At 69.8% G+C, this 13,006-nt stretch carries 11 protein-coding genes; 3 read left to right on the plus strand and 8 right to left on the minus strand.

The genetic code is table 11. The annotated features are described in order from the left end of the window. Positions 1-87 precede the first annotated feature (87 nt). Both gabT and HET64_RS28175 read left to right on the plus strand, forming a co-directional pair. Positions 88-1,428 carry a 4-aminobutyrate--2-oxoglutarate transaminase gene (gabT, locus tag HET64_RS28170; RefSeq protein WP_215109970.1) on the plus strand — a complete coding sequence of 447 codons (1,341 nt, stop codon included), beginning with the start codon at positions 88-90 and terminating at the stop codon, positions 1,426-1,428. A gap of 148 nt (positions 1,429-1,576) precedes the next feature. Then, the gene (locus HET64_RS28175) at positions 1,577-2,425 is read left to right on the plus strand and encodes a phosphatase PAP2 family protein (RefSeq protein WP_215109971.1); all 849 of its coding nucleotides are present in this window, start codon (positions 1,577-1,579) and stop codon (positions 2,423-2,425) included. Here the strand turns inward: HET64_RS28175 and HET64_RS28180 are convergent. The 8 genes from HET64_RS28180 to HET64_RS28215 form a co-directional block, all read right to left on the minus strand. Further along, positions 2,376-4,199: a chitinase gene (locus tag HET64_RS28180; protein ID WP_215109972.1), complete on the minus strand. Its 1,824-nt coding sequence runs from the start codon at positions 4,197-4,199 to the stop codon at positions 2,376-2,378. The genes HET64_RS28175 and HET64_RS28180 overlap by 50 nt on opposite strands. A gap of 89 nt (positions 4,200-4,288) precedes the next feature. Beyond that, a complete protein-coding gene (locus tag HET64_RS28185) occupies positions 4,289-4,762 on the minus strand; it encodes a bifunctional DNA primase/polymerase (protein WP_215109973.1) in 474 nt (157 codons plus the stop codon). Between the two features lie 147 nt (positions 4,763-4,909). Beyond that, entirely contained in the window at positions 4,910-6,328 is a 1,419-nt protein-coding gene (locus HET64_RS28190) for an FAD-binding oxidoreductase (protein ID WP_215109974.1), read from the minus strand. 23 nt (positions 6,329-6,351) lie between these two features. Continuing rightward, entirely contained in the window at positions 6,352-7,155 is an 804-nt protein-coding gene (locus HET64_RS28195; RefSeq protein ID WP_097962347.1) for an ABC transporter permease, read from the minus strand. Continuing rightward, positions 7,155-8,096, minus strand: a complete 942-nt coding sequence (locus HET64_RS28200) for an ABC transporter permease (protein WP_215109975.1) — start codon at positions 8,094-8,096, stop codon at positions 7,155-7,157. Before HET64_RS28200 ends, HET64_RS28195 begins: the two co-directional genes overlap by 1 nt. Continuing rightward, positions 8,093-9,247: an ABC transporter ATP-binding protein gene (locus tag HET64_RS28205; RefSeq protein WP_215109976.1), complete on the minus strand. Its 1,155-nt coding sequence runs from the start codon at positions 9,245-9,247 to the stop codon at positions 8,093-8,095. Before HET64_RS28205 ends, HET64_RS28200 begins: the two co-directional genes overlap by 4 nt. Before the next feature lie 131 nt (positions 9,248-9,378). Then, a complete protein-coding gene (locus HET64_RS28210; RefSeq protein WP_215109977.1) occupies positions 9,379-10,626 on the minus strand; it encodes a PotD/PotF family extracellular solute-binding protein in 1,248 nt (415 codons plus the stop codon). 62 nt (positions 10,627-10,688) lie between these two features. Further along, positions 10,689-12,203, minus strand: a complete 1,515-nt coding sequence (locus HET64_RS28215; RefSeq protein WP_215109978.1) for a gamma-aminobutyraldehyde dehydrogenase — start codon at positions 12,201-12,203, stop codon at positions 10,689-10,691. Positions 12,204-12,410: 207 nt separating this feature from the next. Here HET64_RS28215 and HET64_RS28220 point away from each other — a divergent pair, with 207 nt between their 5' ends. Further along, complete coding sequence (locus tag HET64_RS28220; protein WP_215109979.1) at positions 12,411-12,968, plus strand: NADAR family protein; 558 nt, start codon at positions 12,411-12,413, stop codon at positions 12,966-12,968. Positions 12,969-13,006: the final 38 nt, after the last annotated feature.

Raw genomic sequence — 13,006 nt, forward strand, 5'->3', positions numbered from 1 at the left:
CCCCTAGCCTGCGAACAAAGCCATCGAAAGCTTCGGAATCCAGACCCCGCGCTGACTTCGGAAGCGCCCGACCCTCCAGGAGCCCTTATGAGCACCATCCCGCAGGAGCGCCGCGTCGTCACTGCCATCCCCGGCCCGAAGTCGGTGGAGCTTCAGGCCCGCCGCCTCGCCGCCGTCGCCGCAGGTGTGGGCTCCACCCTGCCGGTGTTCACCGCCCGTGCGGGCGGCGGGATCATCGAGGACGTGGACGGCAACCGTCTGATCGACTTCGGGTCCGGGATCGCCGTGACCTCCGTGGGCGCCTCCGCCGAGGCCGTCGTGCGGCGGGCCTCCGCGCAGCTCGCCGACTTCACCCACACCTGTTTCATGGTCACGCCGTACGAGGGGTACGTCGAGGTCTGCGAGCAGCTCGCCGAGCTGACGCCGGGCGACCACGCGAAGAAGTCCGCGCTGTTCAACTCGGGCGCCGAGGCCGTCGAGAACGCGGTCAAGATCGCCCGCGCCCACACCAAGCGCACCGCCGTCGTCGTCTTCGACCACGGCTACCACGGCCGCACCAACCTCACGATGGGCATGACGGCGAAGAACATGCCGTACAAGCAGGGCTTCGGCCCGTTCGCGCCCGAGGTCTACCGTGTCCCGGTCGCCTACGGCTACCGCTGGCCGACCGGGCCCGAGAACGCCGGCGCCGAGGCGTCCGCGCAGGCCATCGACGAGATCACCAAGCAGATCGGCGCGGAGAACGTCGCCGCGATCATCATCGAGCCGGTGCTCGGCGAGGGCGGCTTCATCGAGCCGGCCAAGGGCTTCCTCCCGGCGATCGCGCGGTTCGCGAAGGACAACGGCATCGTGTTCGTCGCGGACGAGATCCAGTCCGGCTTCTGCCGTACCGGACAGTGGTTCGCCTGCGAGGACGAGGGCATCGTCCCGGACCTGATCACCACCGCCAAGGGCATCGCCGGCGGTCTCCCGCTGTCCGCCGTGACGGGCCGCGCCGAGATCATGGACGCCGCGCACGCGGGTGGCCTGGGCGGTACGTACGGCGGTAACCCGGTGGCCTGCGCCGGTGCGCTCGGGGCCATCGAGACGATGCGCGAGCTCGACCTGAACGGGAAGGCCAAGCGGATCGAGGAGGTCATGAAGGGCCGCCTGGCCGAGATGCGCGCGAAGCTGCCGAACGGCGACATCATCGGCGACATCCGGGGCCGCGGCGCGATGATCGCGATCGAGCTCGTGAAGTCCGGCACGAAGGACCCGTACCCGGAGGCGGCCGGCGCGCTCGCGAAGGCCTGTCACGCCGAGGGCGTCATGGTTCTGACCTGCGGTACGTACGGCAACGTCCTGCGCTTCCTGCCGCCGCTGGTGATCGGCGAGGACCTGCTGAACGAGGGCCTCGACGTGATCGAGCAGGCATTCGGCACGCTCTGATCCCTCGAACCCGGGAACGGGCGGGGGCGGCCTTTCGCCGCTTCCGTCCGCCATCCGGGTGAGGGCCTGTGAAGAACGTGTGCGGGGGCGATGGCGGGAGGTGGTGGCGACTGTCGGCCACCTCTCCGCTGCCGTACGGTTTCTGCAGATGAGAGAAACACCTCGGTCGCGGGAAACCGCGGCCGACGCCGGGCCGGGGCTTCCCCAGCGCCGTCCCGGGCGTGCGTTCGCGCACACCGGAGCCTCCGGCTCCGGGACTCCTCACCGATCGGACGGCCGCCCGCCCCACACCCCCCGGGGCGCGCGGCGAACCGATCTCGCCGGCCATCCCGGAACAACCCCCCCTGTTCCCGGGTGGCCGGCCCCTCTCGTTCTCGGCTTCCTCGGTCTGCTCGCGGCCCTCTTCGCGCTGATCACCTGGCAGGTCGCCGTCGAGGGTCCGCTGCTGCGGCTCGACGAGCGCGTGGGCAGGGAACTGTTCGGCCACGGCCCGGCCGGGCTGACGCAGGTGCTCTCCGACCTCGGCGGGATGCCGGTGGCGCTTGTGGTGCTGACCTGCGCGATCGCGTACGCCCTGTGGCGTCGCGCCCTGCGGCTCGCCGTGTGCGCGGCCCTCACCATGGCGGCGGTGCCCGCGCTGGTGATCCCGCTGAAGGTGGCCACCGCCCGGCAGGGACCGCTGACCGAGGCGGTCAACTACTACCCGTCCGGTCACACCGCGACGGCCGCGGTGGCGTACGGGGCCACGGCCCTGGTGCTGCTGGCCCTCCCCCGTCCGTCATGGCTCCGGGAGGCGTCCTGGCCCCGGGCGTGGATGATGCCCGTCGCCGCGATCCTGTTGACCACGGCGACGGGCATCGGTCTGGTGCTGCACGGCTACCACTGGCCGCTGGACGTGCTGGCCAGTTGGTGCCTGGGGCCTTGCGTGCTCGCGCCCCTGTGGTGGGTCAGTTGCCGAAGTAGGCGTCGAAGTTCTTCGAGAACTCCCAGTTGTTGAAGCGGTCCCAGTTGATCGACCAGGTCATCAGGCCGCGCAGGTCGGACCAGGTCCCGTGGGTCTGGTAGGAGCCGCAGTCGGTCTTCTTGGTCAGGCAGTTGAGCGCCTTGTTGACCTCGGCCGGGGTGGTGTGGCCGTTGCCCGCCTGGGTGGAGGCCGGGAGGCCGATGGCGACCTGGTCGGGGCGCAGGCCCGGGAAGACCCGGCTGGTGTTGCCCGCCACCGGGAAGCCCGCGAGCAGCATGTCGGTCATCGCGATGTGGAAGTCCGCGCCGCCCATGGTGTGGTACTGGTTGTCCAGGCCCATGATCGGGCCCGAGTTGTAGTCCTGGACGTGCAGCAGGGTCAGGTCGTCGCGCAGGGCGTGGATGACCGGCAGGTAGGCGCCGGCGCGCGGGTCCTGGCCGCCCCAGGGGCCGGAGCCGTAGAACTGGTAGCCGAGCTGCACGAAGAAGGTCTCGGGCGCCATCGTGAGCACGAAGTCCGGGCCGTACTTCGCCTTGAGGGACTTCACCGCGGAGATCAGGTTGACGATCACCGGTGAGGTGGGGCTGCGGAAGTCGGTGTCGCCGGTGTTGAGAGAGAGGGAGTGGCCCTCGAAGTCGATGTCCAGGCCGTCCAGGCCGTAGGTGTCGATGATCTTCGAGACGGAGGTGACGAAGGCGTCCCGGGCCGCGGTGGAGCCGAGCTGCACCTGTCCGTTCTGGCCGCCGATCGAGATCAGCACCTTCTTGCCCGCGGCCTGCTTGGCCTTGATCGCGGCCTTGAACTCCGCCTCGGACTCGACGTTCGGGCACTCGGCGACCGGGCAGAGCGCGAAGCGGATGTCGCCGGAGGTGACGGAGGTGGGCTCACCGAAGGCGAGGTTGATGACGTCCCAGGAGTCGGGCACGTCCGCCATCCGGGTGTAGCCGGAGCCGTTGGCGAAGCTGGAGTGCAGGTAGCCGACGAGGGCGCGGGGCGGGAGCTTGGTGTCGCCGCCTCCGCCGCCCGCCGTGGTGGTCGCGTTGATGGCGGCCGACTTCGCGGACTCGCCGGCCGCGTTGGCCGCGGTGACCTGGAAGCTGTACGCGGTGGAGGCGGTCAGGCCCGCCACGGTGGCGGAGGGACCGGTGGCCGAGGCCACCTTCGTACCGCCTCGGTAGACGTGGTAGCCGCTCGCGCCGGAGACGGCGTTCCAGGAGAGCGCGACGGAGGAGGAGGTGATCGCCGTGGTCTTCAGGCCGGCGGGGACGGCCGGGATCACGACGGGGTCGCCGCCGGGGCCGACGAGGGTGAGGTCGTCGGCGTAGTAGGCCGGGGTGCCGTACCAGCCGTGGGTGTAGACGCTCACGGAGGTGGTGGAGGGGCCGGTCTTGAAGGTGGTGGTGAGCTGCTTCCACGCACCGGGGGACTGGGTCCAGGTGGAGACGTCGGTGGTGCCGGTGCCGGAGGCGCCGAGGTAGACGTAACTGCCCTGCACCCAGGCGCTCAGCGTGTACGAGGAGTTGGGCTTGACCGTGATGCTCTGGGAGCACTTGGCGTGGTCGCTGCCCGCCGGGGTCGCCCTGAGCGCCGAGGTGCCGCTGCGGGTGGGCGTGGAGACGGCCGCCCCGCTGGAGTTCGCGCAGTTCCAGCCGTCCAGGCCCGCCTCGAAACCGCCGTTGCGTGCCAGGTCCACATCGGCGGCGCCTGCCGCCGGGGCCGAGACGGCCAGGGCTCCGGCGGCGAGCAGGCCGGCCGAGCAGACGGCCAGAAGTCTGGAAAATCTGACAGTTGGTCCGGTGCGTTCCACAACAGCCTCCGCGCAGGGGGAAATTCGGGGTTGGCGTGCGCACAACATGGTCCAGACCAATGAGGTTGTCAAGACCTCTGGCGGTCGGCTCAGCCCTCCGGGCGCTCCCCACGGGCGTCCCGGGCGGCCGCGCCCGCCGCCTCGTGCATCGCGAGTTCGAGGAGCCCGGCGTCGGTAAGAGTCCCCGAGCCGTCCGGCGGGACCAGCCAGCGCACTCCCCCGGTGACCCGCCCCGGGTACGGAACGACGATCCAGGTGCCCCGGCCGCAGCCCCTGATCCCGGTGCCGATCCAGCGGGAGACGGTGCCCGGCGGGACGAAGAAGCCCATGCGCGACTCCCCGAAGTCGGCGAGAACGGGTCCCGGATGGTCGATCAGGCGGGTGAGGACGTCGAGCGTCGGGTGGCCCAGCCCGCCCGGAAGGATCAGAACGTCCCAGCGCCTGCCGGCCGGAAGGAGCGCGATCCCCTGCGGATGACGCTCCCACTCCCACCGGCAGGCAGCCGGGTCCGGTGCCACCGATGTGAGCCACTCGACCGCGGCTTTCGTTTCCGAGCCCGTCATGACCAGCCTCCCGTTGAGGTGAGCACCGGCGGGGTTCCGCCGGTGCGTACACGTACGGGAGAGCGTTCGGCGCCGACTATGACGCGGGTTGAAGCTACTAGTTGGTAGTGAAGTGGGTCACAGTGCCGGATCCCGGATCGGGGCAGGTCAGCTGTCGAAGCCGAGGCCCAGCTTGTCCATGCTCCTCAGCCACAGATTCCGGTGCCCGCCGTTGCTGTCGGCGCGGGCCAGGGACCGCTTGGTGATCTCGATCCCGGCCCAGGCGAAGGGCTCCGGCGGGAACGGCATCGGCTTGGACCGGACCATGTCCAGGCGGGTCCGTGCCGTCTCCTCGCCGGAGAGCAGATCGAGCATCACATCGGCCCCGAAGCGGGTCGAACCGACGCCGAGACCGGTGTATCCGGCGGCGTACGCGACCCGCCCCTGATGGGCCGTGCCGAAGAACGCCGTAAAGCGGGAACAGGTGTCGATCGCACCGCCCCAGGCGTGCGAGAAATTCAGTCCGGAAAGCTGCGGGAAGCAGGTGAAGAACTGCTCCGCCAATTTCAGGAACGTCTCCGGACGCTGGTCGAGATCGGCGCTCAGCCGGCCCCCGTACGGGTAGATCGCGTCGTATCCGCCCCACAGGATCCGGTTGTCCGCGGAAAGCCGGAAGTAGTGGAACTGGTTGGCGCTGTCGCCGAGCCCCTGACGGCCCTTCCAGCCGATGGAGGCGAGCTGCTCCGGGGTGAGCGGTTCGGTCATCAGCGCGTAGTCGTAGACGGGCACGGTGTACGGGCGGATCCGCTTGACGAGCGACGGGAAGATGTTGGTGCCGAGGGCGACGCGGCGCGCGAAGACCCGCCCGTACGGGGTGCGGACCGCCATTCCCGATCCGGAGCGGACCAGGTCCAGGCCCCGGGTGTGCTCGTGGATCCGTACGCCCAGCTCCAGGCAGGCGCGCTTGAGGCCCCAGGCGAGCTTCGCCGGGTGCAGCATCGCGACGCCGCGCCGGTCCCAGAGCCCGCCGAGGAAGGTGGGCGAGTCGACCTCCGCGCGCAGGGCATCACGGTCCAGGAAGTCCACGCCCGTGATGCCGAGGCCCACGATCTCCTCGTGCCATTCCCGCAGCTCCTGGAGCTGGTGGGGTTCGGTGGCGACGTCGATCTCGCCGGTGCGCTCGAACTCGCAGTCGATGCCGTAGCGGGCGACCGCGGCCTCGATGGCGTCGAGGTTCCGCTCCCCCAGCTCCTCCAGCTTCGCGATCTCGTCGGGCCAGCGCTCCACGCCGTTGGCCAGGCCGTGGGTGAGGGAGGCGGCGCAGAAGCCGCCGTTGCGGCCCGAGGCGGCCCAGCCCACCTCGTGCCCCTCGATGAGGACGACGTCCCGGTCCGGGTCCCGCTCCTTGGCGATGAGCGCGGTCCACAGACCGCTGTAGCCGCCGCCGACGACCAGCAGGTCGGTGTGCTCGTCGCCGGTGAGGGCGGGCAGCGCATCGGGTTCGGCCGGGTCGTCGAGCCAGTAGGAGACCGGCTTGGCGCCGGCGATCGATCGTGCGGCAGCAGTACGCATGGCAGCTGGGGCCATGGTTTCCAACTCCTTCAGGAAATTCAGGGTCGAGCGTTGTTCTTCCGTCGGCTCGCTATGAGCTGGCCGACGAGAACCACCGATATCGCAATGATGAACATGGCGGTGCCGATGACGTTGATCTGCACGGGCGTGCCGCGCTGTGCCGATCCCCAGACGAACATGGGGAACGTGACGGTGGAGCCCGCGTTGAAATTCGTGATGATGAAATCGTCGAACGAGAGCGCGAAGGCCAGCATCGCTCCCGCCGCGATTCCCGGGGCCGCGATGGGGAGGGTCACCCGTACGAAGGTCTGCACGGGGCCCGCGTACAGGTCGCGGGCGGCTTCTTCCAGTCGCGGGTCCATCGACATGACACGTGCCTTGACGGCCGTGACCACGAAGCTGAGGCAGAACATGATGTGGGCGATGAGCACGGTCCAGAAGCCGAGCTGGGCGCCCATGTTCAGGAACAGCGTGAGCAGGGACGCGGCCATGACGACCTCGGGCATCGCCATCGGCAGGAAGATCAGCGAGTTGATCGCGCCGCGCGCCCGGAAGCGGTAGCGGACCAGCGCGAACGCGATCATCGTGCCGAGCGCGGTCGCCCCGAGCGTCGCCCAGAAGGCGATCTGGAGGGAGAGGGAGAGCGAGCCGCACAGGTCGGCGACGCCGCAGGGGTCCTTCCAGGCGTCCAGCGAGAACCGTTGCCAGGCGTAGTTGAACCGCCCGTTGGGCTTGTTGAACGAGAACACCATCACGACGATGTTCGGAAGGATCATGTACGCGAGGGTCAGCAGACCAGCGATGACGACCAGGTTCCGGCGTATCCAGCGCAGTACGGGCATCAGACCAGGTCCTCCGTCCCGGAGCGGCGGATGTAGAAGGTGACCGCCAGCAGGACGATCGCCATGAGGATGAACGAGAGCGCGGCGGCCGTCGGATAGTCCAGGACCCGCAGGAACTGGCTCTGGATGACGCTGCCGACCATCTTGGTGTCCGTGGAGCCCAGCAGCTCGGCGTTGACGTAGTCGCCGCTGGCCGGGATGAACGTCAGCAGGGTGCCGGAGACGACGCCGGGCATGGAGAGCGGGAACGTCACCTTGCGGAAGGTGGTCGCGGGGGTGGCGTAGAGGTCGCCCGCCGCCTCGTGCAGCCGGCCGTCGATCCGCTCCAGCGAGGTGTAGAGCGGCAGGATCATGAAAGGCAGGAAGTTGTACGTGAGGCCGCAGACGACGGCCATCGGGGTGGCGAGGACCCGGTTGGACTCGGTCCAGCCGAGCCAGCTGGTGACGTCCAGGACGTGCAGGGTGTTCAGCACGTCCACGACCGCGCCGCCGTCGGCGAGGATCGTCTTCCAGGCCAGCGTACGGATGAGGAAGCTGGTGAAGAACGGGGCGATGACCAGGACGAGCACCAGGTTGCGCCAGCGGCCCGCCTTGAAGGCGATGAGGTAGGCGAGCGGATAGCCCAGCAGCAGGCACAGGATGGTGGCGGTGCCCGCGTACAGCAGGGACCGGATGAACTGCGGGTAGTACTCGCGCAGCGCGTCCACGTACGTCTGGAAGTGCCAGGTGACCTCGAAGCCCTGCTCCAGCGAGCCGGTCTGGACCGAGGTGGAGGCCTGGTAGACGAGCGGCAGGGCGAAGAAGACGACCAGCCAGAGGATGCCGGGGAGCAGCAGCCAGTACGGCACGAGGCGTTTGCGGGTGGAGGGCTTGCGGAGCTTGAGCTCCCTGGGCTCCTCCGGCTGCGAAGGGGGCGCGGGCGGCGCCTCGGTGAGGCTCACGCCGCGTCCTCCACGCTCTCCACGCCGGCGTCGATGTCCTGGTCGGCGTCGAGTCCGAAGGTGTGGGCGGGGTTCCAGTGCAGGATCACCTCGGCGCCGGGAAGGAGTCCCGTGCGCCGGTCGACGTTCTGCTCGTACACCTGGAGCGCCTTGCCCGCCGGGCTCTCGACCACGTACTGGGTCGAGACGCCGATGAAGCTGGAGTCGACGATGCGGCCGGTGACGCGGTTGCGGCCGGCGGCTATGGACTCCGCGTCGTCCGCGTGGGCCAGGGATATCTTCTCGGGCCGGATCCCGAGGAGGAGCCGGCCGCCGCTCGTCGTGGGGGCGGAACATCGCTCGCGGGGCAGGGTGAGCCTGCCGCCGCCGGCGGCCACCACCAGATCGCCCCCCGTGGAGACGACCTCGCCCTCGATGAGGTTGGACGTGCCGAGGAAGTTGGCGACGAAGGTGGTGCGCGGGTTCTCGTAGAGGTCGGCGGGCGCGCCGAGCTGCTCGACGCGGCCCCCGTTCATCACCGCGACGGTGTCGGCCATGGTCATGGCCTCCTCCTGGTCGTGGGTGACGTGCACGAAGGTGATGCCGACCTCGGTCTGGATCCGCTTGAGCTCCAGTTGCATCTGACGGCGGAGCTTGAGGTCGAGGGCGCCGAGCGGTTCGTCGAGCAGCAGGACCTGCGGGTGGTTGATGAGCGCGCGGGCGACGGCGACGCGCTGCTGCTGGCCGCCGGAGAGCTGGTGCGGTTTGCGGCGGGCGAAATCTCCGAGCTCGACGAGCTCCAGCATGTCGTCGACCTGCTTCTTCACCGACTTGATGCCGCGCCGGCGCAGCCCGAAGGCGACGTTCTCGGTGATGTCGAGGTGCGGGAAGAGCGCGTAGCTCTGGAAGACGGTGTTGACGGGCCGCTTGTACGGGGGCAGGTCGGTGATGTCCTTCTCCCCGAGGAAGACCGTGCCGGTGGTGGCCTCCTCCAGGCCCGCGATCATCCGCAGGGTGGTGGTCTTGCCGCAGCCGGACGCGCCGAGCAGGGCGAAGAAGGAGCCCTGGGGCACGGTGAGGTCGAGCGGCTGCACGGCGGTGAAGGAGCCGTAGGTCTTGCTGATCCCGGCGAGGCGGACATCGCCGCCCGCGGTCTGCTGCTGCTGTGTCATGGGTCGCAGTCCCAGTGTGTTCGGGGGGAGTTCGGGGAAAGGGGTGCCCTCGGGCGGGCCGGGCCTCCGGACCGTTCGTCCCGTGATGCGGCCGGCGGGGTGTCCGGCGGCGGGTCCGGCGGTGTCCGTGGTCAGGCGCCGATGAGCTTGGCGAACTTCTCCTCGTACGCCGTCTCTTCCTTCGTGCTCAGGGAGCGGAAGGAGCGGGACTTCGCCGCCATCTCCTTGTCGGGAAGGATCAGCGTGTTGGAGGCCATCGACGCGTCGATCCTGGCGAGTTCCTCGCGTACGCCGTCGACCGGGCAGACGTAGTTGATGTACGCGGCGAGCTGGGCGGCGACCGGCGGCTCGTAGTAGTAGTCGATGAGCTTCTCGGCGTTGGTCTTGTGCCGGGCCTGCGCGGGGACCAGGAGGTTGTCGCTGGAGGTGATGTATCCGGCGGCCGGGATCGCGAACTCGATGTCCGGGTTGTCGGCCTGGAGCTGGATGATGTCCCCGGCCCAGCCGACGCAGGCGGCGATGTCGCCCTTGCTGAGGTCGGCGGTGTAGTCGTTGCCGGTGAAGCGGCGGATCTGCTTCTTGTCGACGGCCTTCTGGAGGCGGCCGATCGCGCCGTCGAAGTCGGTGTCGGTGAACTTCCCCGGGTCCTTGCCCTGGTCGAGGAGGGTCATGCCGATGGTGTCGCGCATCTCGGAGAGGAAGGAGACGCGGCCCTTGAGCTTCGGGTCGTCGAGCAGCTGGGTGACGGAGTCGACCTTGCGGCCGCCGGTCGCCTTCACGTTGTACGCGATGACGGTCGGGATGCCGGTCCAGGGGTAGGAGTAGGCGCGGCCCGGGTCCCAGTCGGGGGTGCGGAACTGGGCGGAGACGTTCGCGAAGGCGTGCGGGAGGTTCGAGGGGTCGAGCTTCTGCGCCCAGCCGAGCCGGATGATGCGGGCGGCGAGCCAGTCGGTGACGCATATGAGGTCGCGTCCGGTGTTCTGGCCGGCCGCGAGCTGCGGTTTGATCTTCCCGAAGAACTCGACGTTGTCGTTGATGTCCTCGGTGTACTTGACCCTGATCCCGGTGCGCTTGGTGAAGGCCTCCAGGGTGGGGCGGCCCTTCTCGTCCTCGCTGACGTCCATGTACTCGGTCCAGTTGGAGAAGGTGGCTTCCTTCTCCTTGGCCGAGTGGTCGTCGGAGGCCACACCGGCGTCGGCGCGCTTGGCGGGCGGGATGCCGCACGCGCCGAGGGTGGCCATGCCGCCCAGTGCGAGCGCGCCCATGCCGGAGGCGCGCAGCAGCGAGCGGCGGGTGAGGGCGCCCCGTCCGCTGGTCAGGGATCGCCTCATGGCCGCCAGTTGGGCGGACGAGAGGCGCTCGGGCTCGTAACTCTCCATACGCGTTGCCCTTTCGGGTGGGAGGCCGCTCGGGCCCGTGGGCCCTGGTCGCGCGGCAGCTGCTATCGGTCCCCGAAGATCGTGCGGTGCCAGTCCTTGCGGGCGACCGCGGTGTTGTCGTACATGACGTGCTTGACCTGCGTGTACTCCTCGAAGGAGTACGCCGACATGTCCTTGCCGAAGCCGCTGGCCTTGTATCCGCCGTGCGGCATCTCGGAGAGGATCGGAATGTGGTCGTTCACCCACACACAGCCCGCCTGGATCTCGCGGGTGGCGCGGTTCGCGCGGTACAGGTCGCGGGTCCAGGCGGAGGCGGCCAGTCCGTACGGGGTGTCGTTGGCGAGCGCGATGCCCTCGTCGTCGGTGTCGAAGGGCAGCACCACGAGGACGGGGCCGAAGAGCTCCGACTGGACGATCTCGCTGTCCTGGGCGGCGTCCGCGACGAGGGTGGGCCGGTAGTACGCGCCGTCGGCGAGGTCGCCGCCGGGGGCCTCGCCGCCGGTGACGACCCGGGCGTAGCCGCGGGCCCGCTCGACGAAGGCGGCGACGCGGTCGCGCTGGGCGTGGCTGATCAGGGGGCCGAGGTCGGTCGAGGCGTCGAAGGGGTCGCCGAGCCGGACGGTCTCCATGAGCGCGGCGACGTCCCGGACGAAGGCGTCGTAGAGCGGGCGCTGGACGTAGGCGCGGGTGGCGGCGGTGCAGTCCTGGCCGGTGTTGATGAGGGATCCGGCGACCGCGCCGTGGACGGCGGCCTCCAGGTCGGCGTCGTCGAAGACCACGAAGGGGGCCTTGCCGCCGAGCTCCAGGTGGAGGCGCTTGACGGTGGCGGTGGCGATCTCCGCGACCCGTTTGCCGACGGCGGTGGAGCCGGTGAAGGAGGTCATCACGACGTCGGGGTGGCCGACGAGGTGCTCGCCGGCGTCCTTGCCCGCGCCGGTGACGATGTTGATGACGCCGTCGGGGATGCCCGCCTCGGTGGCCGCCTGGGCGAACATCAGCGAGGTGAGCGGGGTCAGCTCCGCGGGCTTGAGGACGATGGTGTTGCCCGCGGCGACGGCCGGGAGGACCTTCCAGGCGGCCATCTGGAGGGGGTAGTTCCAGGGGGCGATGGAGCCGACGACGCCGATCGCCTCGCGGCGTACGTAGGAGGTGTGGTCGCCGTCGTACTCGGCGGCGGCCTTGCCCTCCAGGTGGCGTGCCGCGCCCGCGAAGAAGGCGGCGTTGTCGACGGTGCCGGGGACGTCGAACTCGGTGGAGAGCTTGATCGGCTTGCCGCACTGGAGGGACTCGGCGTAAGCGAAGTCGTCCGCCTGCTCGGCGAGGACCGCGGCGAAGCGGTGCATCGCCTCGGAGCGTTCGCCCGGGGTGGCGCCGGACCAGCCGGGGAAGGCGGCGCGGGCGGCGGCGACGGCCGCGTCCACGTCGTCGGCGCCCGCCAGCTCGTAGCGGAGCACGCTTTCGCCGGTCGCGGGGTTCACCACCTCGTGGTGGTTGCCGGACGTGCCGGGGAGCAGCTTGCCGCCGATGTACTGCGCACCTTCCGCGAAGCGGTCCTGAACCTGGAAGCCGTTGCTCATGACGCTCTCCTCCGCCGCTGTACCCGCTGGGCGGGGTCGGCGTAGCTTCTTCGTGAATTGAGTGCCGATCCTGACAGAGGGGTTCGAGCCCAACAAGTGATTCCGTTGTTGCCTTTTGGTTACGCGACGGAATCTGTCGACCATGTGTCGTGTCGGTGCGGAAATCCCCGTACGGAGTGTCAGTGGCGGATGCCACACTCACATGCCATGGGACCGATCGATGAGCTTCTGGCGGACGTGGCGCAGGGCAAGCGGGTGAAGTATCTGCCGTTCTGGGGGCACCGGCCGCGCCCGGACGGGCGGCTGGGGAGCAGTTGCCTCAGCCAGTGGTGGCCGTCGCCGTTCACGGTGGACGGGGTCGCTTACGCGAGTGCCGAGCACTGGATGATGGCCGCGAAGGCGCGGCTCTTCGGCGATCCGGAGGCGGAACGGGCGGCGGTGTCGGCGAAGAGCCCGGCGGCGGCGAAGAAGGCGGGCCGACTGGTGCGCGGCTTCGACGAGGACGTGTGGATACGGGAGCGGTTCGCCCTGGTGGTGGCGGGCAGCACGCACAAGTTCGGGCAGGACCCGGAGCTGGGCGGCTTCCTCCTGGGCACCGGGGACCGGGTGCTGGTGGAAGCGTCCCCGATGGACCGGATCTGGGGCGTCGGGCTCACGGCGGACGACGAGCGGGTGGAGCGGCCGCAGCAGTGGCGGGGGCTGAATCTGCTGGGCTTCGCGCTGATGGAGGCGCGGGAGAGGCTGCGGGCGGGCACGACGGCCTGAGCGGTTCCGGTACGGGGCGGGGGCGGCGTTCCGGGGCG

This window comes from Streptomyces sp. McG3 (assembly GCF_018619185.1).
Classification (GTDB): domain Bacteria; phylum Actinomycetota; class Actinomycetes; order Streptomycetales; family Streptomycetaceae; genus Streptomyces.